Origin of the sequence: Noviherbaspirillum sp. Root189 (genome assembly GCF_001428545.1) — a bacterium.
GTDB lineage: Bacteria > Pseudomonadota > Gammaproteobacteria > Burkholderiales > Burkholderiaceae_D > Noviherbaspirillum.
Genome location: NZ_LMHZ01000034.1, coordinates 1 through 25,786, shown reverse-complemented (window position 1 = coordinate 25,786; position 25,786 = coordinate 1). Strand labels below are relative to the sequence as shown.

The following is a 25,786-nucleotide window of genomic DNA, read 5'->3' as shown; positions in this document are numbered from 1 at the left end:
AGTTGGTCAATAAGTTTCGGGCGACCGCTGAAGGGGCCCAACCAAGACCCGCCTCTGATACTTCGCTCATATTCACCATCTCTGAAGACATGCAAATCTACTAGGACTGGCGTGTCCGGATTCTTGGTCCAGAAACGTAGAAGGTCATCGGAGATAGAGCTTGTTGCTGTAACAGAGGTAGTTGCTAACACCACCGGCGGTGCGAGTTCTCTAAGGTGGTCTTTGTTGTAAGTTCGAATGCCCATGTCTTGGTTAGGTTTGTTCCATTTCGAGGATATCCTCATTGTCGTTGGCGTACCGAATCGATAGGGCAGTACCAAACATATCTGCAGCCCACCGCAAATAAATCATTGTTGTCTTGTCGTCGGCGTGCCCTAACTGAGGCTGAATCTGTAGTCGAATAATCGACATGCCGCTTGATTCAAGAAGCTCTTGCGCAACGTTCCCGCCTAAGGAGAGCAGATGCTTGTGTTGTTGAAGACCTATCCAGAGGACGGAACACGCCCACCAATCTCGACCTAGATGTGGCGACCACCCCTTGAATGGCAAATCTACCCCCGTCCATGCGTTGTAGAGACGCTTGCTTTTGATGCGCTCCCCCGTACTTTCCTCAAGAAACAAGTGCACGGCTTCATCTACACGCTGCTTTTTCTCGAGTGTCGATGTCGCCGCATTAACCCATCGCTTGAGTGCAGGATTGCGGTGCTTTTTACGGTACACATGCAGACGCTCTGCGAGTTCTAATGGAATTTTTATGAAACGAGCTGGCCCAATCTTGTCGCCATGGTCGTATCCGTTGCAGGGCCCCTTCGTGCCATACATGATTTCAATCTCTACCAGCTGGTCTTTGCGGGGAGCAATTGGGTTTGTGATGAGCCAGTCTTCTGGGTCCGGCGGTAATGTATCTATGCGAAAGCAGGCGACTTCCTCAAGTCGCATTGCAGTCAATAGGATGGTTTCGCACATCAGCCCAAGGGCTTCACCAAACTTGGCATAAACACTATCGAGCCACGAACGCACCTCGCCGTCTGTTGGCATTCTTAGTCGGCGCTTATTCTGACGAACCTTTCCCTTTCGTTGTCGGACATGCTTTATTCTTGGTCCATAGTTAGTCTTGCTAGCGACCCTAACTGGCACTACCTCATAAGGCACCATAAAAGGCGCTCGATATCCCTTGTCACCTGTCCAATTCAGATAATCGCAGGCTTGCTGGACTCGCAGATTAATGGTCTTTGGCCCCAGTCCATCGCCGTCCCGTGACCAAATGCCTTTGAGCATTTCTTCTTGGTAACGTCCTCTGACATGGTCTGCGTAAGTGCATGTAGTGAGGTCTATACCTCGGAGGCTTGCCCACTCTAAAAAGTTGAGTAACCAACATGCGTAGTTCCATATCGTTCCATCAGTTAGTGGAGTTTCGCTTGGGGGGTTACCACGATGTATTGGGTCCCAACGGCCTAGACCTCGCTCGATGATGTAGCGACTCGCGCGGCGGTGATAGCCGGGACGGTCGTCGAATATGCAGGGAAGCCGAGCAACTCTACCGAAACCGGCTTTTGCAGTGATGTCAGGGTCACTGTAATAAACCTTCCAAGCCATTCATCAAATGCTACGTAGAGGCTGGCGGGGCCTTACCTCGTTGCCGAAATGCACTAAGAAAGTTTCGATGCCAAAGGTATCAATACCGCTTTCTAGGTTTGGTATCACTGTGTCCATCTATTGCTGCCCCTTGTAACTCTGTTCGTACTGCTGCTGGGGGCAATTCTGCCACTCTGAAACCAAGGCGTCAACGATTAAATTCCTTTAAAATCATATACTTACGGTAAATTAAACGACAGCAATAGCACTATACAAAACACCAGCAAACGTACAAATGGTGGATTTCCGTTTTTGCTTTTACAAAGGATTTGGGTGACTGCAATGACGGGGCGAGACCAGGATGTGAGAGCTGTTATGGAGGGGATGGTTGGCTATCGAAAGACAAACGGTACCGAGGTATGGTTATCGCTCAAGACTAACTTTGGCACTTGAGAGTACGGTGAGGCTGTCAGCAATGACCTCTCAGTCATTGCATTCCGATGGAGAGCGGTATCTGTGCCGGTCCGAAGACTATCAACTGCTAGAACTAATACAGTCGATTACGGATATATCTTTGAAGGAGGGTGGACAGTGACGTCAGGAGTAACTTGGTCTAATGAATTCTGACGTGGATATAACAAGAAAGAGCACGCCGCGATGCGCCAGCGAGATTTCTCCTGGGCGTGGCGTACTGCCACCGCCGACCAGCGCCACGCCGGAAGCGGTATGGTGCGGCGCGCGGTAAGGACGCGCCTTCCAGCGGGCAATTGAAAAGCCGCTGGTCAGCGATTGCACTGCGGCCGACTCCAGCGCTTCTTCGTCGGTCATCTGCGGCAGGATGCCGGGAAAGCGTTGCGCAAGCATGGATTTTCCGGTGCCCGGAGGACCTACCATAAGTACGCTGTGGCCCCCTGTCGCGGCAATCTCCAGCGCCCGTTTGGCCTGTGCCTGTCCCTTGACGTCGGCGAAATCCGGATAGACCGGCCTCGCCGGTGCGGCTTCCGCACGATGGCGGGCCAGACGGGCGCTGCTGTCGCGTGACGCAAAGTGCGCACAGACCTGCAGCAGCGATTCGGCCGGGTAGATCGACGCATCGGTCACCATCGCCGCTTCGTCGGCGTTGGCGCGCGGCAGGATAAAGGCGCGCTGTTTTCCTGACGCGTCGCCGGCGCGATGCATGGCATAGGTCATTGCCAGCGCGCCCCGGATGGGCCGTAGTTCACCGGACAGCGAGAGTTCACCGGCAAATTCGTACTTGGCAAGTTCGTCGCCGGGCATTTGCTCGGACGCGGCGAGGATGCCGAGCGCAATCGGCAGATCAAAGCGGCCGGATTCCTTGGGCAGATCGGCAGGGGCGAGATTGACGGTGATGCGTCGCGCGGGGAATTCAAAACGGGCGTTTTGCAGCGCGGCGCGAACCCTGTCCTTGGATTCCTTCACTTCGGTGTCGGGCAAGCCGACAATGGTGAAAGAGGGCAGGCCGTTGGCCAGATGGACTTCGACGGTCACTTCGGGAGCCTGCATGCCCGACAGGGCGCGGCTCTTCAATACAGCTAAGCTCATTGAACCTCATGTTGTTGTTTTTGGCATGCCGCGCGCTGGCCTTGACCGACCAGGGGCATAGGTATCGGCATGCCTGTGACTGCGCTATCCGTGCGCAATGCATGCCGATACGAATGAGGCGATTGGGGCTTGCCCGAGTGGCAAGCGCAGGGTCAAGGCTTTTTCAGCTGTGCTTCCAGTTCGGTCACGCGTGCTTCCAGCGCTTCGAGTTTGGCGCGGGTCTTGGCAAGTACCTGCGCCTGGATATCGAATTCCTCGCGCGTCACCAGGTCCAGCTTGGAAAAGCCCTGACTCATCATCGCTTTCACGTTCTTCTCGACATCTTTCATCGGCGAGTTTTCGATTGCCTGGTTGATCTTGCTTTGCAGGTCATTAAAAAAGTCGTTCTTGTTCATCATCAATCCTTGCTTAAAAAATATGCACCTCGGTGGTGCGATATGAAGACCGCCGCTTCAGCATGGTGCGTTCGACGTGGTGCGCACTTTCAACTGCAGTGCGTTTACTTGCAAACAGTCCAAGAAATAGAAATTCTGATAACGCAATTGTGGCATGAAAACGGTGGCATGAGTCCTGCTAAGTAGTTGGATAAATGCAATGCCACGTATTTTTTCACCGACAAAAAAGGGACTAACATGAAAAAAATGATTCTTGCTGCCGCCGTCTTTGCCGCCTTATCCACCTCTGCTTCGGCACAGCAAGCCGCCGCCGCTGAAACACCAGAACATAGCTTCACAGGTAACTTGACTCTGGCCAGCGACTATCGTTTCCGCGGTATTTCCCAGACCTTCGGCAAGCCGACGCTCCAGGGCGGGTTCGATTATGCGCACAGCAGCGGCTTTTATGCCGGTAACTGGAACTCGAACGTCAGCGGTGTTCAGTACCCAGGTGGCGCGAGCCTCGAAATGGACTTCTACGCCGGCTACAAGTTTACTCCGGTAGAAGACCTGACTGCTGACATCGGCGTCCTGTACTACTACTACCCGGGTTCGACCATCGGCACCACCGGCGAAAAATTCGACAACACCGAAATCTACATCGGTGCGACTTACAAATGGTTCTCCGCCAAGTATAGCCATGGCGTGACCGACTTCTTCGGCCTCAACAGCACAACGGGGTTCGCACCGCGCGGCGACTCCAAGGGTTCCGGTTACCTCGACCTGGCAGCTAACTTCGAGATCGCCGAGAAGACTACCCTGAGCTTCCACGTCGGTCACCAGAAGGTGCGCCACTACGGCGAATTGGACTACACCGATTACAAGGTCGGCGTTGCACGCGATTTTGGCTTTGCGACATTGGGCCTGGCAGTGATCGGCACCAATGCGGATGAGGCCTTCTACACCGCGACCAATGGATCTAAGTCACGCGACCTGGGCAAGACAACGGCTGTACTGTCGCTTTCCAAAACGTTCTAATCCCCAAGAGGTTTCCATGAAACTCATCACTGCAATCATCAAACCGTTCAAATTGGACGAAGTACGCGAGTCCCTGTCGGCGATCGGTGTGCAGGGCATCACCGTTACCGAGGTCAAGGGTTTCGGTCGCCAGAAGGGCCATACCGAGCTCTATCGCGGCGCCGAGTATGTCGTTGACTTCCTGCCCAAGACCAAGATCGAGGCCGCAGTGGACGATGCCATCGTTGATCGCGCCATTGAAGCCATCGAAAGCGCGGCACGCACCGGCAAAATCGGCGACGGCAAGATTTTCGTTTACGACCTGCAGCAAGTCGTCCGTATCCGTACCGGTGAGACCGGCAAAGAAGCCCTCTAAGGAGACCCAGATGAAAAAATTATTGGCAAGCTTCCTCGCGACCAGCACGCTGCTGTTCGCAGTCGGCTTTGCGCAGCCGACGATGGCTGCGGATGAACCCGCGGTAAAATCCGAAGCCATCGTGGTAGCACAAGCCGCTGCTCCCGCTGCTGAACCCGCTGCGTCCGCCGCCGCACCGGCCGCTTCGGCTGCCGCTCCTGCCGCCGCTGCAGCAACCGCAGCCGAAGCACCGGCTGCCGCAGCAGCGCCGGCACCGGTTCCCAACAAGGGTGATACCGCCTGGATGATGATCGCCACGGTCCTCGTGATCCTGATGACCATTCCCGGTTTGGCACTGTTCTACGGCGGCCTGGTCCGCACCAAGAACATGCTGTCGATCCTGATGCAAGTCTTCATGATTTTCTCGCTGATCGTGGTGTTGTGGTGCGTCTATGGCTACTCGCTTGCATTTACCGAAGGCGGCGGCTTCATCGGCTCTTTTGATCGCCTGTTCCTCAAGGGCATTACGCCGGAAACAGTGGCGGCGACCTTCAGCAAGGGTGTGGTGATTCCGGAGTTCGTGTTTGTAGCGTTCCAGGCAACCTTCGCAGCCATCACTTGCAGCCTGATCGTCGGCGCGTTCGCCGAGCGCATCAAGTTCTCCGCAGTGCTGCTGTTCGTCGTGCTGTGGTTCACTTTCGCTTACCTGCCAATGGCACATATGGTCTGGTTCTGGCCTGGTCCGGATGCCTACACCGATGCAGCGGCAGCGGAAAAGGCGACGGCCGCCGCCGGCTGGCTGTTCCAGAAGGGCGCGCTTGACTTCGCAGGCGGCACCGTGGTTCACATCAACGCTGCGATCGCCGGTCTGGTAGGTGCGTACGTCATTGGCAAGCGTGTCGGCTACGGCAAGGAATCGATGGCGCCGCACTCCCTGACACTGACCATGGTTGGCGCATCGATGCTGTGGGTGGGCTGGTTCGGTTTCAACGCCGGTTCGTCACTCGAAGCAGGCGGTACCGCTGCCCTGGCTCTGGTCAATACCCTGCTGGCGACTGCTGCCGCAACGCTGTCCTGGAGCTTCGGCGAATGGATGGGCAAAGGCAAGCCCTCGATGCTGGGTGCCGCATCCGGTGCGGTCGCTGGCCTGGTGGCAATCACTCCGGCAGCCGGTTTCGTTGGCGTGATGGGTGGTCTGGTGATCGGCCTGCTGGCTGGCATCATCTGCCTGTGGGGCGTCAATGGCCTCAAGCGTCTGCTGGGTGCGGATGACTCCCTCGACGTGTTTGGCGTGCATGGCGTCGGCGGTATCCTCGGCGCCCTGCTGACCGGCGTGTTCGCGGCGCCCTCCCTCGGCGGCACTGGCATCTATGACTATGTTGCCAACAAGGTTGCGGACGACTACTCGATCGCAGGCCAGGTGTGGATCCAGTTCCAGGGCGTCCTGACGACAGTGATCTGGTCCGGCGTGGTGGCATTCATCGCCTACAAGCTGGTTGATCTGATCGTCGGTCTGCGTGTGCCGGAAGAGGAAGAGCGCGAAGGTCTCGACATCTCCAGCCACGGCGAGTCGGCTTATCACTCGTAATCGCCAACCGGCATAGCAGCAAGCAATTCTCTGCCTGCGCAAGCAGGACTTGAAAGCGCCTCCTCGGAGGCGCTTTTTTTTCGTCCTCAATCGGCACTTTGTTGTCGTAAACGCAATTAATTTGACCGGCATGGCATCTGTGTATCCTTCTGCCCGGCCACAAATTCCGGTATTTGTAGCTGAATCGGCACTTTTGAGGCCCCGCCCGACGCAAAACGAGGATTACCATTAGAATCGGTATCGCTCCGATGCCGCAGAACCCAGGTAGTTGAAAAGCGCTTTTCCGCCCCGACATGAAGGCGGTAGCGTCGGGAACTGCAGCGCCGAGGAGAGCCTGTCCGGAAAATCGGCTCCGGATTTGCCCCGACCGCCACGCATACACGCCTCGCGCGGCGCGTGCAGCTGATTCAGCCGGTTTGCAAGCGCTTTACCTATTTGGAAGGTTTTATATGGTTCCGCATCTCGTCACGGCCCTGAACGGCCCGCTTCTCGACCTCGAAAAAAAGATTCTTGCCGCAACGCCGGCAATTGAACGCTGGTTCCGTCTCGAGTGGCAGGAACATACGCCGCCGTTCTATTGTTCGGTTGACCTGCGCAACGCCGGCTTCAAGCTGGCTCCGGTCGATACCAACCTGTTCCCCGGCGGTTTCAACAATCTGTCTCCGGAAATGCTGCCGCTGGCAGTCCAGGCCGCCATGGCCGCGATCGAGAAATACTGTCCGGATGCCAAGAACCTGTTGCTGATCCCGGAACGCCACACCCGCAACACCTTCTATCTGCAAAACGTCGCACGCCTGATCCAGATTTTCCGTCAGACCGGTCTCAATGTGCGTCTCGGCTCGCTGTCCGACGACGTGAAAGAGCCCACCCATATCGACCTGCCCGACGGCAGCACCCTCACCCTGGAACCGCTGGAGCGCTCGGCCAATGGCCGCCGCCTGGGTCTGAAGAACTTCGATCCCTGTACCATCCTGCTCAACAACGACCTGTCGTCCGGCATTCCGTCCGTGCTGGAAGGCCTGCATGAGCAAAGTCTCCTGCCGCCGCTGCACGCCGGCTGGGCGGTGCGCCGCAAGACCAATCACTTTGCCGCGTATGACGAAGTGGTCAAGAAATTTGCCAAGCTGATCGATGTCGATGGCTGGATGCTGAATCCGTATTTCGCGCGCTGCGGCGAAATTAACTTCCAGGAACGCACCGGCGAGGAATGCCTGGCGACCAACGTCGACACGCTGCTGACCAAGATCCGCAAGAAGTACAAGGAATACGGCATCAAGGAAACGCCTTTCGTGATCGTCAAGGCCGATGCAGGCACCTATGGCATGGGCATCATGACCGTCAAGGATGCAAGCGAAGTCAAGGATCTCAATCGCAAACAGCGCAACAAGATGTCGGTGGTCAAGGAAGGACTGGAAGTCTCGGACGTGATCATCCAGGAAGGCGTGCATACCTTCGAACACATCAACGACGCGGTGGCCGAACCGGTGGTTTACATGATCGACCGTTACGTGGTCGGCGGCTTCTATCGGGTGCATGCCGAGCGTGGTGTCGATGAAAACCTCAACTCGCCAGGCGCGCATTTCGTGCCGCTCGCTTTCGCGCAGCAGCATGCCTTGCCAGACTTGCAAGCCAAGCCGGGTACCGCGCCGCCGAACCGCTTCTATATGTACGGCGTCGTGGCGCGCATGGCCTTGCTGGCGGCCTCTCTCGAGCTTGAAAAAACCGATCCGAACCCGGAAGTCTACTGATGAAATTTGCCTTTCTCGCGGACCCGCTCGATCACTTCAAGATTTACAAGGACACCACCTTTGCCATGATGGCCGAGGCGGCGCGGCGCGGTCACGCCATCTATGCGTTCCAGCAGAAGGACATGGCCCTGGAAGGGGGCAAGGTGAGCGCCAACGTCGCGCGCATCACGCTGACAGGCGACCCGGATGACTGGTATCGCGCCGATGCGCCGGAAGCGGTGGAACTCAATGCGTTTGATGCCATCGTGGTGCGCAAGGACCCGCCGTTCAACATGGAATACGTGTACCTGACCTATCTGCTCGAAATCGCGGAAAAGCAGGGCGCGCGCGTATGCAACCGGCCCGAGGCGATCCGCAGCCACAATGAAAAGCTGGCGATCGCGCAATTTTCGCAGTTCACCTCGCCGACGCTGGTGACCAGCGATGCCGCCCGACTCCGCGCCTTCCATGAAGAACACAAGGACGTGATACTCAAGCCGCTCGATGGCATGGGCGGCACGGGGATTTTCAGGGTGCGCGAAGACGGCATGAACCTCGGCTCCATCATCGAAACGCTGACCGGCAATGGGGCTCACAGCATCATGGCGCAGCGCTTCATTCCGGAGATCGTCAAGGGCGACAAGCGTGTGCTACTGATCGGCGGTCAAGTGGTGCCGTTCTGCCTGGCGCGCATTCCGCAAGGCAGCGAAGTGCGTGGCAATCTCGCCGCAGGCGGTTTGGGCGTCGCCCAGCCGATTTCGGATCGCGACCGGGAAATCGGCGAAGCTCTTGCTCCAGTTCTGGCTAGACGCGGATTATTGCTGGTAGGATTAGACATCATTGGAAATTGCCTGACGGAAGTGAATGTGACCAGCCCGACCTGTTTCCAGGAAATCAAGCAGCAAACCGGTTTCGACGTTGCCGGGATGTTTATCGAGGCCCTGGAAAAGCAGTAGCAGACCAGCGGCGACCGTGACGGCGGCGTGGAGAAAATGACTTGCTGCCTGTTGCCATCAAGCCGCCATCAGCGTACAGCAGCATACGTCGCAACTACGTCGTAACTATCGAAAAACAATCAACAGGTGCCGAAGCACCGCTAACGGAGAGGCCGACATCGCGGGAGACGCGGAAGCCGCCGGACAACACGGCAGTCGGTCTATAAAGAGCAATCATGATTGGCATTCTTCTACTTACGCATGCACCTCTGGGCAACGCCTTCATCGAGGCGGCGACCCATGTGTTTCGCGCGCGTCCCGAAAGGATGGAGGCGATCGATGTGCGTGCCGACCAGGACACCGCCGAAGTCAACCGGGTGGCGCAGGAAGCAATCAATCGCCTTGACGACGGTTCCGGTGTGCTGGTGATTACCGATGTGATGGGCGGTACGCCTTCCAATTGCACGCTGCGGCTGTGCAGCCCCGGGCATGTGGAGGTGATCGCCGGCATCAGCCTGCCGATGCTGCTGCGTGCACTCACCTATCGCAACGATACCATCGACGTTGTTGTCGAAATGGCGCTGGCCGGCGGACAGAGCGGTGCGGTCAGGGTGGACAACCGGGTCCGGCTTTCACCGAACTGAAGCAACGGCGAATGCAGTAGAAATACAAGTAAAAATTGAAGTACAAGGCGCACGCAGAAACACGACGGACTTCCACAACGATAACGATAAGCAGACATGATTCAACAGGAAATCGAAATCATCAACAAGCTCGGGCTGCACGCCCGTGCCTCGGCAAAACTGACCCAGCTCGCCGCCAAATTCCAGAGCGAAGTCTGGCTCAGCCGCAACGCACGACGCGTCAACGCCAAGTCGATTATGGGTGTGATGATGCTGGCCGCCGGCAAGGGCGCGAAGGTCACACTGGAAGCCGACGGCACCGATGAAAAGGCCGCATTCGATGCCTTGGTCGAGCTGATCCAGAATAAGTTTGGCGAAGGCGAATAATCAGTACGCACAATACGCATAGACAAGTCCGCACATCGATGGCTTCATTTACCTTACACGGCATTCCGGTATCACGCGGCATTGCAATCGGCCGTGCGCATATCCTTGCGCCCGCCGCCCTGGACGTCAAACATTACCTTGTACCGCAAGAGCAGGTGGAGGCTGAAGTCCAGCGCCTGCAAAAAGCCATCGCGACCGTGCACAAGGAATTGCAGACCATCTGGAACGACTTGCCCAAGGATTCCCCGGCGGAACTTGGTGCGTTCATCGATGTGCATGCGTTGATCCTGTCGGACCCGATGATTGCCGAAGTGCCGCTCGATATCATCCGCTCGCGCTATTACAACGCCGAATGGGCGCTGGTAACGCAGATCGATGAACTGTCCGCGCAATTCGACGAGATCGAAGACGCCTATCTGCGCGAACGCAAGAGCGATATCCAGCAAGTCGGAGAACGCGTGCTCAAGGTGCTGACCGGCACGGCATCCACCTTGCCGTCGAATGCCGATGGCGACGAAAGCGTGGGACGCATGATCGTCGTCGCGCACGACATTTCGCCCGCCGACATGCTGCAGTTCAAGGACCGTGCGTTCGGCGGCTTCGTTACCGACCTGGGCGGCCAGAACTCGCATACCGCGATCGTTGCGCGCAGTCTCGATATTCCGGCAGCGGTCGGTATGTTCAACGCATCGGCGCTGATCCAGCAGGACGACTGGGTCATCATCGATGGCGATGCCGGCGTCGTTATCGTCGATCCCGCGCCGAGTGTGCTCGAACAGTATCGCGAGCGCCAGGCAAAATTACTGCGTGACCGCAAGAAGCTCGGCAAGCTGCGCAAGACGCCGGCGATCACCCGCGATGGCACGCCGATCACCTTGCTGGCCAACATCGAATTGCCGGACGATTGCCCGGGTGCGCTGGAAGCGGGCGCGATGGGTGTGGGCCTATTCCGTTCGGAATTCCTGTTCATGGGCCGCACCGGCTACGTCAACAAATTGCCTTCCGAGGACGAGCAGTTCGAGTCCTATCGCAAGGCAGTGGTGGCCATGAAGGGCCGGCCGGTCACGATCCGTACACTCGACATTGGCGCAGACAAACCGCTCGATGCCGCGGAGCAGACCGCGCTCAATCCGGCACTTGGGTTGCGCGCGATACGTTTCTGCCTGGCCGAGCCTCAAATGTTCCTCGCACAGTTGCGTGCGATCCTGCGCGCCTCCGCTTACGGCCCGATCAAATTGCTGATCCCGATGCTTGCGCACGCATTTGAAATCGACCAGAGCCTGGCCATGATCGAGCAGGCCAAGGGGCAACTGCGCGATGCCGGCAAGAAGTTCGATCCGCTGATCCAGGTGGGTGCGATGATCGAAATCCCGGCCGCCGCATTGACGCTGCCGCTGTTCGTCAAGCGCATGGATTTCCTCTCCATCGGCACCAACGACCTGATCCAGTACACGCTGGCCATCGACCGCGCCGACCACGAAGTCGCCCATCTCTACAATCCCTTGCATCCCGCCGTGCTCTACCTGCTGTCGAGCACGATTGCCATGGGCGCGAAAGCGGGCATCCCCGTATCGGTGTGCGGTGAAATGGCGGGGGATATCAAGCTGACACGCCTGTTGCTTGGCATGGGGCTGCGTGAATTTTCGATGCATCCGACGCAATTGCTGGCAGTGAAGCAGGAGATCCTGAACAGCGATCTTGGCGCGATTGCGCCGCATATGAAAAAGATTTTGCGGGCGATGGAACCGAGCATGATCATGTCGGCAGTGGAGCAATTGCGGGCAGAAGGAAATCCAGCCTGAGCTGAGATCAAGCTTGCGGATCATGCAGTGCGGCACGCTGCAATGAAAACGAAAGGGCCCCGCAGGGCCCTTTCGTTTTTGCGCCCTACCCGCGGTAGGGAGGTCGCCTTTTTCAAGGCGCCGCTGTAGCCTTTCCCGCAGGAGGATGCCTCCTCGCACTGAGCCGCTTCCACAGGGGTGGGGCGATCAGCAACAGCAGGGTAATGCCCAGCACTGTCGCCGAAATCGGATGCGTGAAGAACACTGACGGATCTCCCTGGCTGATCGACAGGGAGCGCCGCAATTGCTGTTCCGCGACCGGACCGAGAATCATGCCGACGATAGTCGGCGCTACCGGTATGTCATAACGACGCATCACGAAGCCGATCAGGCCGATGATGTAGAGCAGCAGCAGGTCGAACCAGGAATTGCGCAAGCCGTAGGCGCCCAGCGTGGCAAAGATCAGAATGCCGCCGTACAGAAGCGGACGCGGGATCGACAGCAGCTTGATCCACAAACCGACCAGCGGCAGGTTGAGCACCAGCAGCAGCACATTGCCGATATACATTGATGCAATCAGACCCCAGACCAGCTGAGGCTGGCTCTCAAACAGCAGCGGGCCGGGTTGCAGGCCATATTGCTGGAATGCGGCCAGCACGATAGCCGCCGTTGCTGACGTTGGCAAGCCGATCGTCAGCAGCATTGCCAGCGTGCCCGTGCTCGATGCATTGTTGGCCGCCTCCGGACCGGCGACGCCTTCGATCGCGCCATGGCCGAATTCTTCCGGATGCTTGCTTAGCTTTTTCTCGATGGCATACGACAGGAAGGTGGGGATCTCGGCGCCGCCAGCAGGCATCGCGCCGATCGGGAAGCCAAGCACGCTGCCGCGCAGCCAGGGTTTCCAGGAGCGCGCCCAGTCGGACTTCGACATCCAGATCGAACCTTTCACCTGCTCGATCACGTCCGCGGTTTTGTTGAGGTAGGTCGCGAGGTAGAGCGTTTCGCCAACCGCAAACAAGCCGACCGCCGCAACAACCACATCAATGCCATCCAGCAATTCCGGGATGCCCATCGTGAAGCGGGGCTGACCCGTCTGGCCGTCGATGCCGATCAGGCCAATCCACAGGCCGAAGAACAGGCTGGCAAGACCGCGCGCCATGGACGAGCCCAGCAAGGTCGACACCGTGATGAATGCCAGTACCATGACGGAGAAATATTCTACCGGACCGAATTTCAATGCGAGGTTGACTACCAGCGGTGCGACCGCGGTCAGCATGATGACCGAAATGGTCCCGGCGACAAACGAGCCGATGGCCGAGGTTGACAGCGCGGGTCCGGCACGGCCTTTCTTGGCCATCAGGTTGCCTTCGAGCGCAGTGACGATCGTGGCCGACTCGCCCGGTGTGTTGAGCAGGATGGAGGTCGTGGAGCCGCCGTACATCGCGCCGTAATAGATGCCGGCAAACATGATCAGCGCGCCGGTCGGATCCAGGCTGGCGGTGGCCGGCAGCAGCAAGGCGACGGTTAATGCGGGGCCGACGCCCGGCAATACGCCGACCAGCGTGCCGAGTGTGACGCCGATAAGTCCGAGCAGCAGGTTCTGCAAGGTCATGGCGACTGCAAAACCGGACAGCAAAGCGTTCATGGTGTCCATGATTACAGGCCTCCGAGCAAGCCGGCAGGCAGGTTCAAGCCCAGCCCCAGGGTAAAGATAAAGTAGGCGGCGGCCGACAGCACCGCACCGACCAGGATGTCGCGCAGCAGCTTGCGGCTGCCGAAGCCGCGTGCAATCAGGATGAACAGGAAAGTCGAGGCCAGGATGAATCCGGCCCAGCCGATCGCCGCCATGTGCAGCAGCACGCCGGCGGTCAGGATGCCAAAAGCCAGCCAGTCGGGGGTATCGTGCGCTTCATCCTGCGGCACGTTGCGCCAGCCCCCGGAAACCGCTTGCCAGCACAGGATGCCGCCGAGGATCACCAGCCCGGCTCCGATCAGGTAGGGAAAGGCACGCGGGCCGATCTGCGCATAGCCGCCGCCGGCGGATATGGCTTGCGTCCCGATCAGGGTGTAGATGCCCAGTCCGGCCAGGCCGAGGGCGGCCAGTAGCTCTCCGAATACGATGGGAGAACGAGATGTCATGTTGTCACCTAGAAGTGAAGACTACGAATACCAAGTGGGACGAATGCCGGAACGACAGGTTTACTGAGGTTCCGGGTTGCGCAGCTTGAAGCGGTGAACCACATGCCACCCACGGTGGCCGGGTTCACGCAATGCGCTGCGTAATGCAGCTCGTGGTTGTGATTACTTCTTTACCAGACCGAGGCTGGTCATGATCTGTTCGGTCTTGGTGATTTCGTTGGTCAGATAGGTCTTGAATTCATCGCCTGCCATATAGGCGTCACTCCAGCCGTTCTTGGCCAGCAGGTCTTGCCAGGTTTTGCTGCGCACTGCCTTCTCAACGGCGGCGATCAAGTCTTTCTTTTGCTGCTCATTGATGCCGGGGGCGCCAAACACTGCACGCCAGTTAGCCAGCTCGACGTCAACGCCTTGCTCCTTCAGGGTCGGCACATCGATGCCCGGCAGGCGCTTGCCCGATGTCACGGCGATCGGACGCAGCTTCTTGGATTCGATCTGGCCGGCGAACTCGTTATATCCGGACAGTCCGACGGTGACATGACCGCCCATGATCGCAGCCTGCGCTTCACCGCCGCCCGCGAACGGGATGTAGTTGATCTTGGAAGCATCGACGCCGGTTGCCTGGGCGATCATCGCGACGATGATGTGATCGGTGCCGCCAGCAGAACCGCCACCCCAGGACACGCTGCCCGGATTGGCCTTGAACTGCGCAATCAGTTCTTTCAATGACTTGATCGGCGAGCTTGCGGGCACCACCAGCACATCGTACTCGCCGGTCAGGCGGGCGATCGGGGTGACCTGGGACAGGTTGACCGGCGACTTGTTGAGAGCGATGCCGCCCACCATTACGCTGCCGCCGACCAGCAATGCGTTGCCGTCTCCCTTGGAAGAGTTGACGAACTGCGCCAGGCCAATCGTGCCTGCGGCACCGCCCTTGTTGTCCACCTGGACTTTTTTGACGATATCATTCTGTTGCAGCGCGTGCTGCAAACCACGACCGGTCTGATCCCAGCCACCGCCCGGGTTCGCCGGCACCAGCATCTTGATGCTGTCGATCGCCAGCGCGGGACCTGCGGCCAGCAGGCCGAGCGCGGTCACCGAGGTGGCCAGCAGGCGGGTAAGGGAAGTAAATTTTCCTGATTTCATGTCTTTGCTCCTGTTTTCCTTGAACTGATAACCCCGGTTGTTGGTATGACTGGCGCCCGGGTTCATGCGCCGTTTCTTTATACTTATCTCTACTTTAATTCACACTAGCTTGCAGTTTGCTTTCGGTCGCTGCTTTTTGGGGCGGGATTGAGAATTCTCTAGCTGGGGTTGTCCGATAGCATGCTGGTCGCCCGAATTGCCAGAATTGCTGTTTTATCATCGTTGCCGTGATGCTTTCGGTCCTGGTACGCAGATGACTAGTTTAAGCATGGCTTGGAGTCTTGCTAACACACGCCTGTAGCTTCCCGCGTGCGGTTTGACGTTTGACTGTGTCATCCGACTTAGTTATTCTTACGCAATGCGCCGATTTGATAATCAGCTTGCGGGCGCGTAATAAATACGGCTAAAGCGTGCTTGCCTTTGCGCCCCAATTTAGCCCGATAAGCTGTCAGCTATCGGGCTTTTTTGTTTTTAGCCCGGAAAAACCTTGACGCCTGTCGATGGTCGATGGTGGCTGGTCGATGGACTGTGGTTGATGGCTTTGCGCCACCCGCTATGCGCCATTCACTATTCATTATTCGCCTTCGACACGCGGAGCAGTTTCTTTTTGGACGACTATGTCATCTGTTGGAATCGTAACGCCGCAATCCATGCAATTTCCCGAGCCGTTGCCGCTATCGAGCGGCGCGTCGCTGGCCGACTACAAGCTCGTGTATGAAACCTATGGCACGCTCAACGCCGACCGCTCCAATGCGGTCCTGATCTGCCATGCGCTCAATGCCTCGCATCATGTGGCTGGCATGTACGAAGGTGCGGACGGCAGCAAGAATGTCGGCTGGTGGGATAACATGGTCGGCCCCGGCAAGCCGCTCGATACCGATCGCTTCTTCGTCATCGGTGTCAACAACCCGGGTTCCTGTTTCGGTTCGACCGGTCCGATGGATATCAATCCGGCCACCGGCAAACCCTATGGCGCGGAGTTTCCCGTCGTTACCGTCGAAGACTGGGTGCGTGCGCAAGCGCGCCTTGCGGATGCGCTCGGCATCCGTCAGTTCGCCGCGGTGATGGGCGGTTCGCTCGGCGGCATGCAGGCGCTGGCCTGGAGCATGATTTTTCCGGAGCGCCTGCGCCATTGCATCGTCATCGCATCGACGCCCAGGCTGTCCGCGCAAAACATCGCCTTCAACGACGTGGCGCGGCAGGCGATCCTGACCGATCCGGATTTCCATGGCGGCGATTTCTACGCACATGGCGTGGTGCCCAAGCGCGGCCTGCGCGTCGCCCGCATGGTCGGCCATATCACCTACCTGTCCGATGACAGCATGGCCGAAAAATTCGGGCGTGAACTGCGCAATGGCGGCTATCAATTCGGGTTCGGTATCGATTTCGAAATCGAGTCTTACCTGCGCTACCAAGGCGACAAGTTTTCCGAATACTTCGATGCCAATACCTACCTGCTGATCACCAAGGCGCTGGACTATTTCGACCCGGCCCGCGAATATGGCGACGACCTTGCCAAGGCGCTGGCCAATACGCAGGCGCAATTCCTGCTCGTTTCGTTTACCACCGACTGGCGCTTCTCGCCGGAGCGCAGCCGTGAAATCGTGCAGGCGCTGGTAAAGAACAAACGCAAGGTGTCGTATGCGGAGATCGATGCGCCGCATGGGCATGATGCTTTCCTGCTGGAGGACCAACGTTACATGAATACCGTGCGCGCCTACTATGAACGGGTATGGCAGGACATCGACAGGAGACACGCATGAACTTCCGTGAACTGAGCGTGCTGCGCGCCGACCTTGCCTTTATTGCACACTGGGTGCGCGACGCATCGCATGTACTGGACCTCGGTTGCGGTGATGGCGTGATGCTCGAGTATTTGCAGACCGACAAGCACTGCATTGGTTACGGCGTCGAGATCGATGATGAAAAGATTCCATTGTGCGTAGAGCGTGGCGTTGCGGTCATCCAGCAAGACCTCGAAGGCGGGCTGGCGATGTTTGAAGAAAATGCATTCGACGCCGTGTTATGCCTGTCCGCACTGCAGATGATGAAGAATGTTGAGGGCGTGCTGCGTGATATCGCGCGGGTCGGACGCGAGGCTATTGTGTCATTCCCTAACTTTGCATATTGGCCACACCGGATGGCGCTGATGGGGGGAAGGATGCCGGTGTCGAAATCGCTGCCGTATGAGTGGTATGACACGCCGAATGTCCGCTGCGCAACTATTTACGATTTTCAGGAACTTGCCAATGAAGTGGGGCTCGAAGTGCTCGAGTGCATAGCGTTGCACGAAGGCAAGCCCGTGACGTTTCTTCCGAACTGGCGTGGTAGTCTTGCCGTGTTTCGATTACGTAAGAAATCTCCCGCATGAGCGTTCCCGCCAGTCAGGCTGCTACCACCGCAGCACCCCCGAAGCTTCTCCGTTCCAAGCTATTCTGGATCAGCCTGATGTATTTTTCAGAAGGCTTTCCGCTTGGGTTGTTTTTCGATCTGTTCCCGGTGTACTTCCGGCAACAGGGCATCGAGCTGTCGAAGATCGGACTGCTCAGTCTGCTTGGCCTTTCCTGGACGCTGAAGTTCCTGTGGGCGCCGCTGATCGACTTTACCCGCCGCCATCGCTATTGGATGGCCGCCGCCGATGTCGGCATGGGCATCGTAATGATCATTTGCGCACGCGAGGCGGGATTCGGCCCATGGGTCTGGTTCGCCATCGGTGCCTTCACCGCGCTGTCGGCAACCAATGACATCGCCATCGACGGCTATACCATCGAGCAGCTCGACAAGCGCGAGCTCGGCCTGGCTAACGGATTTCGTATCGGCTTTTATCGGGTTGGCATGCTTGCCGCCGGCATCCTGCTGTGGTTCTCCGATGTGGCCGGGTGGACTTCGACCTACGGCCTGGCCTCGGTCCTGTTCCTCATCATCGCCGCGTTCAGTCTCTTCGCACCGAAGGAGCCGCCGCGTCCGGCACGTGATGCGCCGGCCAGCCTGAGCAGCGAAATGTCGGCGCTCGCGCAGCAACCGATGCTGATCATGGCACTGCTGCTGTTCATCGGCGGTTTGGTGTGGCCGGTGCTGGGTGTACTTGATGCCGAATGGATCAAGCCCTATAAGAGCGCATGGTGGTTCAAGGGCGGCGCACCGGTCGGGCTGATTCTCCTGTCGGCCATCCTGTTCACCAAGGGCATACGCGGCCAGTCTGAGCAGTTGTCGGCGGCCTCTGCCAAGGGGCCGATGTTCGGCGCGATCGTTTCCCTGCTCAACAAGCCGCATGCGCTGCTGTTGATCGGTTTCATTCTGATCTTCAAGCTGGCCGATTCCTCGATCGGCTTCATGATCAAGCCCTTCTGGGTCGACAGCGGCTTCACCAATACGCAGATCGGCCTGGTCTCGGTCAATCTCGGCCTTGGCCTGTCGATTGCCGGCGGCATCATCGGCGGCTGGTACACCGACCGCGCCGGCATCTTCAAAGCGCTCTGGGTGCTTGGCCTGTGGCAGGCCTTGTCGAACGTTGGGTATGTCGCCGCCGCCTACTTCATCCCGCGCGCAACCCAAGGTGCCGACATCGCTACCGCTCATCAAGTACTCATGTACAGCGCAAGCGCAATCGAGTCGTTTACCGGTGGCCTCGGCACTGCCGCTTTCCTTGCCTTCCTGATGGCGATCGTCGACAAATCGCGTGCCACGACAGAATATGCAATCCTATCTTCGATCTTTGCCTTTTCACGTTCCATCGCAGGATGGGCTGGCGGCATCGGGGCACAGGAAATGGGATACGCTGCCTACTTCGCGCTGACCTTCATTCTTGCCTTTCCGGCCTATGCCTTGCTGCCATGGATTAAGTCCGTGCTGAAGTCTTCCGAGGAGTCTCGAACATGAATCTGTCTGCCCCCCTGATTTTCACTCTGGCGGCCTTGGCCTCGCTCGCGCCGCCCTCCTTCGCAAAGGATGAAGTCAGTGCGGATGGGGTGAAGGTCGACAAAATGTCGTCTCTGCGTAACCTTGTCTCGGAAGAAGAACTGGAGGCAGCGGCAGTGCAGCAGTACAACAGCATTAAGCAGCAGGCCACCCAGCATCGCGCGCTGGCACCGGACGACCATCCGCAGGTGCAGAGGTTGCGCAAGATCGCCAAAGACCTGATTCCTCATGCGGTCCGGTGGAATGAACGCGCCGCACAGTGGAAATGGGAAGTCAACCTGATCGGCTCGAAGGAGATCAATGCCTTCTGCATGCCGGGTGGGAAGATCGCCTTTTTCAATGGCATCATCACCGATCTCAAACTCACCGATGACGAAGCCGCCATCGTGATGGGCCATGAAATCGCGCATGCACTGCGTGAACACGGGCGCGAGCGCGCGGCCAAGTCGGGCCTGGCGAGTGCCGGCGCGAAGATCGCCGGTCTCGGCCTGTCGGCGTTCCTCGGCATTGACCCCAATCTTGCTGGCGCCGCCACCGGCGGCCTTGCCAATCTGACGATGCTGAAATTTTCTCGTGATGACGAAACCGAAGCTGATCTCGTTGGCCTTGATATCGTCGCCCGCGCCGGCTATGACCCGCGTGCCGGTGTCGCGCTTTGGCGCAAGATGGGCATGGTAAGCAAGAGCAATACGCCGCAATGGTTTTCCACTCACCCGGCAGGCAAGAGCCGTATCGCCGAAATGGAACGGCACCTGCCTTCGGTCATGCCGCTGTATGCGAAGGTCAAGGGCGTGCAGCCGACCGCGCTGCCGCCGTATCAAACCAATGTGAAAGATATCGCGCCGATCCGCTGAACCGGCGCGCAACCCTGTAGGCTGTTCCGACGGCCTCAGGCGGTCAGGAACACCGACGCACCGTTGTACTCGACAGTCAACGGGGCATGGTCGGAAAAGCGCGCATCCTTGTAGATGCTTGCGGCGCTGGCCTTGGCCGCGATGGCCGGGGTGGAAACATGGTAGTCAATGCGCCATCCCACATTGTTGGCCCAGGCCTGTCCGCGGTTGCTCCACCAGGTATAGGCTTCGCCGGTGGTCTCCGGATGCAGCGCGCGGTAGACATCCACCCAGCCTACATCACCAAACACCTTGCCCATCCATGCGCGTTCTTCTGGCAGGAAGCCACTGTTCTTCTGATTCGACTTCCAGTTCTTCAGGTCGATTTCCTTATGCGCGATATTCCAGTCACCGCAGATCACGACCTCCTGTCCGCATGCGCGCAGCTTTTGCAGATGCGGCAAAAAAACTTCCATGAACCGAAACTTTGCCTGCTGTCTTTCCTCGCTGGACGAGCCTGAAGGGCAGTACACCGAGATCACGGTCAGCTTGCCGAAATCGCATTGCACGTAACGACCTTCCGCATCAAACTCATCGCACCCAAAGCCGATCTGAATCGCGTCGGGTTCATAACGCGAATACACGCCCACACCCGAATACCCCTTTTTCTCCGCATAGTGGAAATGACCATGGTACCTATGCGGCGACAAAAATTCCGGCGTCATATCCGCTGCCTGCGCCTTCAATTCCTGCACGCAGACAAAGTCAGCCGACTGCTTTTGCATCCAGTCGAAAAAGCCTTTTTTGGAAGCGGAGCGAATGCCGTTAAGGTTGGCGGAAATGATCTTGAGCATGGTTGCTGAGCGGTGAAGATGGGGTGCTTAGGATAACTTATTTGGGTGATGGATGTTGCATGGGGATGCCCTGAAAACGCATTCGTTGGACAACGTAGTCTGATGGAAGCGTTTCAGCAACAATCACTTTTTACTATACTCAATCCGAGCATTTCGCAATCAAGATGGAAAATGTGAGGTCGAGGAGATATCGAAAACGGTCGCAATAGTCTGCCCCCCAGCGCGCCGCAATGTTGTTGTCGAAGTTTTCTATCGTGAATAAGTCAGTTTTGTCGTAGTGCGAAAACACTGAACGAAAAGTGCATGAAATTATCCATACAAGGGTTTTAAGCCTATCGATTTCAATTGGAAAATATTGCAGCACATTTTCCATATCTGCACAAAGCTCTTGAAACAACATTTCGTCAAAAATTCTTAGCTCAAATAATTTATAGCAAAAGGTAGTTTCAATACTATCGTCCTTATTTTGCAATAAGCGAAACCACGCTTCTTCAACAGAAGCATCCTGGGCCACGGCGCTTTTCCGCTCTTTTGGTTTTTGATTCATTTAACTTTCCATCTAAATTAAAAACGCCCTTAGATTCATGATTTGACGAAAACGTTTCAAAGTGATCTTTGTGCAAATTGTCTAAGTAAAAGTAGTCACCCTTTCGAAAGGTAATACCATTAATTTTAACTTTGTCGTTGAATTTATAGATTTCCGCCCCTTGGTATTTAGTTCCTGTTCGAGAGACTGCACCGGAAACCAACTCTTCAAAAGTTAAGCCCAAGGGATCAATCCATCCACTTGGATTGGGCGCATATTGATAGAGGTTATTGCCGCCCTGCAGTCCAATCGGATCCTGACTGACGAAGCGTCCGCTATCGGGATCGTAGTACCGAAAGCGGTTGTAATGCAAACCGGTTTCGCTGTCGTGGTACTGGCCCTGGAARCGCAGCGGCTGTGCATCGGTGAACGCACTGATTTCTCCCGCGGTGTCCTGCTCTGGCGCCATTGCCCCTTGTGCTACTGGCATCGCGGCAATGGCCAGGTTGCCCCATGCCTTGTGCACACCAGCCCAGACAATCTCTCCTGTACCGCTGGTCAGCTCGCGCGGCGTACCCAGATGATCGGTAATTCTCGGCATGAACATCCNGTGTCCTGCTCTGGCGCCATTGCCCCTTGTGCTACTGGCATCGCGGCAATGGCCAGGTTGCCCCATGCCTTGTGCACACCAGCCCAGACAATCTCTCCTGTACCGCTGGTCAGCTCGCGCGGCGTACCCAGATGATCGGTATGGATGTAGCTGACGTTGTGCGCGTTCTGCGGTTGTCCATCGTCCTGCGTACTCGTTGCTGTCGTGCTCTCCAGCTGTGCGATCGGCACAAACGACTCCGGCTCGTACACCCAGGTCCGCACCTGGCTGCCCCTTGTTTCCGACAGCAGCCTATTCCCATCCCATACAAACCGCGTCCCGAACGCATCGCGCTTGTACAGCCGGCGTCCGAACGGATCGTACCCATAGCGCGTCTTCTGCACCGTTGGCATGTCGGTGTACGCATTGCGGCTGASCTGCGATTCAATCAGCTGGTGTTCGCCATTCCATTTGAGCCGCAGCTGCGTATGCCGGCCCACTCGCTTGTCGACCAGGTTGCCATGCATGTCATACCCATAGCGCTTGTCTTGATAGACGGTCAAGCGGTTGTTGACGATGCGGCCTGTGCTGGCTCCTTCGCTTGCTTGCGGGTCCAGCAAATTGTGCGCCGGATCGAATGCAAAGCGCTCCGCCAGGTGCGGCTGCATCGCCGACAGGAGGCGGCCAATGCGGTCATAGGTATAGCGGGTACGGCCCAATCTGGCATCGTCGATCGCGATCAGGTTGCCGGCACGGTCGTACTCGTACTGGCGGGCAATCTGCGTGGCCGACTCCTGCGGGACTTGCGGGGTCTGGTCCAGTGCCTGCAGCGCGGTGCGCTGTTGTGCCAGTGCATNCGTACTCGTACTGGCGGGCAATCTGCGTGGCCGACTCCTGCGGGACTTGCGGGGTCTGGTCCAGTGCCTGCAGCGCGGTGCGCTGTTGTGCCAGTGCATTGTTTGTCGATGTGCGCGGATCGAGCGTGGCCAGCTGCGCCTTCAAGCGTCCCATCGGGTCATAGTGAAACTGGCTGACTAGCGCCCCCTGCGTGCGGCTGACCTCCCGGTGCGCCGCATCGCGCTCGATGTCGGTGATCACGTCCTCACCCAGGCGCACCTGGTGCAGGTGACCGGCACCGTAGAACAGCTGCTGCAGCACCCGGCCATCGGGCAGAGTGGTCCGGATCCGGTTGCCCAGCGCATCGTACGCATGGCTGAGCGTCGCGGCGATGCCTTCAGCGGTGGTGGTTTCCGACAGCAGTTGCCCYAGCGCGTCGTACTGCAGCGTCACAGTGGCGTGCCCATTGCGCGCCTGCACYAGCCGGCCCAGCGCATCATAGCCATAGCTGGTGTGYAACTGCGCGGCCTGCGCCGCACCGGTCAGYTGCGACACGATCTTGTCGACCAGCCGGCCGTTGCGGTCGCGCGCATACAGAGTAGAAATCTTTGACTCGACACGGTGGTCGTCGAACTGCTCCACNTGCGACACGATCTTGTCGACCAGCCGGCCGTTGCGGTCGCGCGCATACAGAGTAGAAATCTTTGACTCGACACGGTGGTCGTCGAACTGCTCCACGCCCGGCACGGTACCGAATTCTTCGCGGCCAATGGCCAGTCCCGACCCATCGTAGCGGTAGCGGGTCAGCCGGGCATCGAAACCGGTTTCCTGCACCAGCCGGTCCGCGCCATCATAGGCAAACGCAGACACCGCGCCATTCTCGTTGACCAGTTGCGCCAGTCGCCGGGCGCCGTCATAGCGGTATTGCAACGCATGCCCGAGCGCATTGGTGCGCATCAGCGGCTTGCCGTCGACATCGAACGCATAGACGGTGCGCTGGCCGGCGCCATCGGTATGGGCGGTCAGGCGCCCCAGCGCATCGTAGTCATAGCGCTCGCTGCTGCCATCCGGATAATGCACGGCGGCAAGCTGGCCCAGCGCATCGTAGTCGTAGCCGGTACGCTGGCCCAGCGCATTGCAAGTCGCGGTCAAGCGGCCATCGTCGTCATAGGCGAACGTGGTGCGATGCCCCGCGCAATCGGTATAGGCGAGCACCTGCCCGGCATGGTTGTACGCCAGCGTTTTGCTCTTGCCGTGCGCATCGATGATGGCAACCGGCAAGCCCTGCGCGTCATGCCGGTATTGGGTCTGGTGGCCCAGCGCATCGGTCACCGACGCCAGGTTGCNTCTTGCCGTGCGCATCGATGATGGCAACCGGCAAGCCCTGCGCGTCATGCCGGTATTGGGTCTGGTGGCCCAGCGCATCGGTCACCGACGCCAGGTTGCCGCGCGCATCATAGCGATAGGTGGTGATGTTGCCGGCCGCATCGGTGACCAGTGCCGGCTGGCCGACCCGGCCATCCTGCACGATGCCGGTCGCGGAGCCGTCGGGCAGCTCGATGCCAGGAGGCAAGAATCATGGACACATCCGTAGTTGATCAANCGCGCATCATAGCGATAGGTGGTGATGTTGCCGGCCGCATCGGTGACCAGTGCCGGCTGGCCGACCCGGCCATCCTGCACGATGCCGGTCGCGGAGCCATCGGGCAGCTCGATGCGGATCAGCAGGCTGCGGCTGTCATGGCGGTAGCGGGTGGTGCGCCCGGCCGCATCGGTGATGGACAGCAGGTTGCCGTACCGGTCAAGCACCCGTTCGGTGTGTCCGCCCAGCGGGTCGGTCTCGCCGGTCAGGCGCTGGTCATCGTCAAAGCGGTAATGGCGGGTGCGGCCCAGTGCATCGGTGACCACGGTTTCACGGGGATGGTAAGCAAAGGACCACGATTCGCCGGTATTGGCCCAGTGCCGGATCACCTTGCCGGTGGGCCGGTAGTGATCGTATTCGTAGTCGGCCACCAAGCCGCCGGGCTGGCTGTGGCGGATCAGCAGGTGCTGCCGATAGGCAAATTCGCGGGTCACCTGGCCAAGCCGGTTGCGCACCCGCACCAGGTCGCCGGCGTCGTCATACTCATAATGGACCAGCGGCTCGAAGCGGTGCGGCACCAGGTCATCGGGTGTCTCGCGCAGCAATGCCACCGTTTGCAGGCGCTGCCGGGCAAAGGTCAATTGATAGGTGCGCCCGGCGCTGTCAAAGATGCGCACCGGCTGCTGGTCCTGGTCGTACTGGATGCGGGTGGTATTGCCGTTGCGGTCGATGATGGCGCACAGGCTAGCCACATCGGCATGGATATCGGGCAGCGTGARCAGATGGCGGGTCTGCTCGGCATCGGTCAGCTCGAAATGCAGCGCATCGGTSCGGGTGAGTGTGACGTGCTCGTACGGCGAATAAATACTCTGGCCGATGGCCGGCAGGCTGAAGGTGACTTCGCGGTGCTGTGCATCGAGGATCACCACCTGGTCGGCATGGACCTGCAGCGCCAGCGATGCCGGCACACTCCAGCCCTGTCCCAGCCAGCCGACCACCGGATTGTCGGAACTGTACTGGCGTTGCCACAGCAGCGGCATCGGCGCGGCAAAAGCGAAATCGCGTTCGGTGTCTTCCGTGAGCAGCTTGTTGCCGAACACCGGATTGACCGGATAGCCGGTGGTGGTGCAGCTTTTACAAGACTTGCCACGCCCYTCGGGCGGCTTGTCGGCGGCGGGCTGGGGAGCGGGCTCGGGTGTCTTGTCAATGGGTACGGGCCTGGGCCGCGCTGCTGCTGGTGTGGCAACCGGCGCGGTGCGTGGTTTGAGCACAGGGCTCCTGGCCAGCGCGGCTTCATTGGCGGCCAGCCAGCCGGCAAACGAGGGCCCCAGCTTGCTGTCGGCCAGTTCCCGGTACAACGCGGTCCTGGCCGCTTGTCCGCGCGACAGCACCAGCATCACCGCGGACAAATGGCCATGAGCAGGGCCAGCTGGCCGCGGG

At 58.4% G+C, this 25,786-nt stretch carries 21 protein-coding genes and 2 pseudogenes; 12 read left to right on the top strand and 11 right to left on the bottom strand.

The window, feature by feature from the left end:
- Positions 1-252: 252 nt before the first annotated feature.
- The 3 genes and pseudogenes from ASE07_RS29895 to ASE07_RS18800 form a co-directional block, all read right to left on the bottom strand.
- Positions 253-1,038: a hypothetical protein gene (locus tag ASE07_RS29895; protein ID WP_235548531.1), complete on the bottom strand. Its 786-nt coding sequence runs from the start codon at positions 1,036-1,038 to the stop codon at positions 253-255.
- A 1,176-nt stretch (positions 1,039-2,214) separates the two neighbouring features.
- Positions 2,215-3,138 (bottom strand): annotated as a pseudogene (locus ASE07_RS18805) (YifB family Mg chelatase-like AAA ATPase); the annotation flags it as partial.
- Positions 3,139-3,290: 152 nt separating this feature from the next.
- Complete coding sequence (locus ASE07_RS18800; protein WP_057292538.1) at positions 3,291-3,533, bottom strand: accessory factor UbiK family protein; 243 nt, start codon at positions 3,531-3,533, stop codon at positions 3,291-3,293.
- A 237-nt stretch (positions 3,534-3,770) separates the two neighbouring features.
- On the opposite strand from ASE07_RS18800, the gene ASE07_RS18795 reads away from it, so the two are divergent.
- The 8 genes from ASE07_RS18795 (at position 3,771) to ptsP (ending at position 11,946) form a co-directional block, all read left to right on the top strand.
- A complete protein-coding gene (locus ASE07_RS18795; protein WP_057292537.1) occupies positions 3,771-4,550 on the top strand; it encodes a TorF family putative porin in 780 nt (259 codons plus the stop codon).
- A gap of 16 nt (positions 4,551-4,566) precedes the next feature.
- Positions 4,567-4,905, top strand: a complete 339-nt coding sequence (locus ASE07_RS18790) for a P-II family nitrogen regulator (protein ID WP_057292358.1) — start codon at positions 4,567-4,569, stop codon at positions 4,903-4,905.
- A 10-nt stretch (positions 4,906-4,915) separates the two neighbouring features.
- On the top strand, positions 4,916-6,472 hold the full coding sequence (locus ASE07_RS18785; RefSeq protein WP_057292357.1) for an ammonium transporter: 1,557 nt from the start codon (positions 4,916-4,918) through the stop codon (positions 6,470-6,472).
- A 449-nt stretch (positions 6,473-6,921) separates the two neighbouring features.
- Entirely contained in the window at positions 6,922-8,220 is a 1,299-nt protein-coding gene (gene gshA / locus ASE07_RS18780; protein WP_057292356.1) for a glutamate--cysteine ligase, read from the top strand.
- Positions 8,220-9,155 (top strand): glutathione synthase, encoded by a 936-nt coding sequence (gene gshB / locus ASE07_RS18775; RefSeq protein WP_057292355.1) that lies wholly within the window; start codon positions 8,220-8,222, stop codon positions 9,153-9,155. Before gshA ends, gshB begins: the two co-directional genes overlap by 1 nt.
- Positions 9,156-9,370: 215 nt before the next feature.
- Positions 9,371-9,778, top strand: a complete 408-nt coding sequence (locus ASE07_RS18770; protein ID WP_057292354.1) for a PTS sugar transporter subunit IIA — start codon at positions 9,371-9,373, stop codon at positions 9,776-9,778.
- Between the two features lie 96 nt (positions 9,779-9,874).
- A complete protein-coding gene (locus ASE07_RS18765) occupies positions 9,875-10,144 on the top strand; it encodes an HPr family phosphocarrier protein (protein ID WP_057292353.1) in 270 nt (89 codons plus the stop codon).
- Positions 10,145-10,182: 38 nt separating this feature from the next.
- On the top strand, positions 10,183-11,946 hold the full coding sequence (gene ptsP, locus ASE07_RS18760; RefSeq protein WP_057292352.1) for a phosphoenolpyruvate--protein phosphotransferase: 1,764 nt from the start codon (positions 10,183-10,185) through the stop codon (positions 11,944-11,946).
- A gap of 112 nt (positions 11,947-12,058) precedes the next feature.
- Here ptsP and ASE07_RS18755 read toward each other — a convergent pair whose 3' ends face one another.
- The 3 genes from ASE07_RS18755 to ASE07_RS18745 all read right to left on the bottom strand — a co-directional run bounded on the left by ASE07_RS18755 (position 12,059) and on the right by ASE07_RS18745 (position 15,207).
- Positions 12,059-13,579, bottom strand: a complete 1,521-nt coding sequence (locus ASE07_RS18755; RefSeq protein ID WP_057292351.1) for a tripartite tricarboxylate transporter permease — start codon at positions 13,577-13,579, stop codon at positions 12,059-12,061.
- Between the two features lie 2 nt (positions 13,580-13,581).
- On the bottom strand, positions 13,582-14,064 hold the full coding sequence (locus ASE07_RS18750; protein ID WP_057292350.1) for a tripartite tricarboxylate transporter TctB family protein: 483 nt from the start codon (positions 14,062-14,064) through the stop codon (positions 13,582-13,584).
- 162 nt (positions 14,065-14,226) lie between these two features.
- The gene (locus ASE07_RS18745; RefSeq protein WP_057292536.1) at positions 14,227-15,207 is read right to left on the bottom strand and encodes a Bug family tripartite tricarboxylate transporter substrate binding protein; all 981 of its coding nucleotides are present in this window, start codon (positions 15,205-15,207) and stop codon (positions 14,227-14,229) included.
- 617 nt (positions 15,208-15,824) lie between these two features.
- Here ASE07_RS18745 and metX point away from each other — a divergent pair.
- From metX to ASE07_RS18725, 4 genes are read left to right on the top strand one after another with little or no spacing between them, the layout of a single operon-like run.
- Positions 15,825-16,970 (top strand): homoserine O-succinyltransferase MetX, encoded by a 1,146-nt coding sequence (metX, locus tag ASE07_RS18740; protein WP_057292349.1) that lies wholly within the window; start codon positions 15,825-15,827, stop codon positions 16,968-16,970.
- A complete protein-coding gene (gene metW, locus ASE07_RS18735; RefSeq protein WP_057292348.1) occupies positions 16,967-17,578 on the top strand; it encodes a methionine biosynthesis protein MetW in 612 nt (203 codons plus the stop codon). Before metX ends, metW begins: the two co-directional genes overlap by 4 nt.
- Positions 17,575-19,086 carry an MFS transporter gene (locus ASE07_RS18730; protein WP_057292347.1) on the top strand — a complete coding sequence of 504 codons (1,512 nt, stop codon included), beginning with the start codon at positions 17,575-17,577 and terminating at the stop codon, positions 19,084-19,086. Before metW ends, ASE07_RS18730 begins: the two co-directional genes overlap by 4 nt.
- Positions 19,083-19,979: a M48 family metallopeptidase gene (locus tag ASE07_RS18725; protein WP_057292346.1), complete on the top strand. Its 897-nt coding sequence runs from the start codon at positions 19,083-19,085 to the stop codon at positions 19,977-19,979. Before ASE07_RS18730 ends, ASE07_RS18725 begins: the two co-directional genes overlap by 4 nt.
- Positions 19,980-20,014: 35 nt before the next feature.
- Here the strand turns inward: ASE07_RS18725 and ASE07_RS18720 are convergent, their stop codons facing one another.
- The 5 genes and pseudogenes from ASE07_RS18720 to ASE07_RS30815 all read right to left on the bottom strand — a co-directional run.
- Complete coding sequence (locus ASE07_RS18720) at positions 20,015-20,812, bottom strand: exodeoxyribonuclease III (RefSeq protein WP_057292345.1); 798 nt, start codon at positions 20,810-20,812, stop codon at positions 20,015-20,017.
- 139 nt (positions 20,813-20,951) lie between these two features.
- Positions 20,952-21,359, bottom strand: coding sequence for a hypothetical protein (locus ASE07_RS18715; RefSeq protein ID WP_156396768.1), 408 nt, complete (start codon positions 21,357-21,359; stop codon positions 20,952-20,954).
- A gap of 214 nt (positions 21,360-21,573) precedes the next feature.
- Positions 21,574-21,947: pseudogene (locus ASE07_RS30825) on the bottom strand (RHS repeat-associated core domain-containing protein); the annotation flags it as partial.
- Between the two features lies 1 nt (position 21,948).
- A partial coding sequence (locus tag ASE07_RS30820; RefSeq protein ID WP_442946107.1) for an RHS domain-containing protein occupies positions 21,949-22,340 on the bottom strand: 392 nt, incomplete at its 3' end.
- A 2,027-nt stretch (positions 22,341-24,367) separates the two neighbouring features.
- Positions 24,368-25,743 (bottom strand): DUF6531 domain-containing protein (locus tag ASE07_RS30815; RefSeq protein ID WP_442946106.1); only part of this gene is annotated, 1,376 nt, incomplete at its 3' end.
- Between the last annotated feature and the right edge of the window lie 43 nt (positions 25,744-25,786).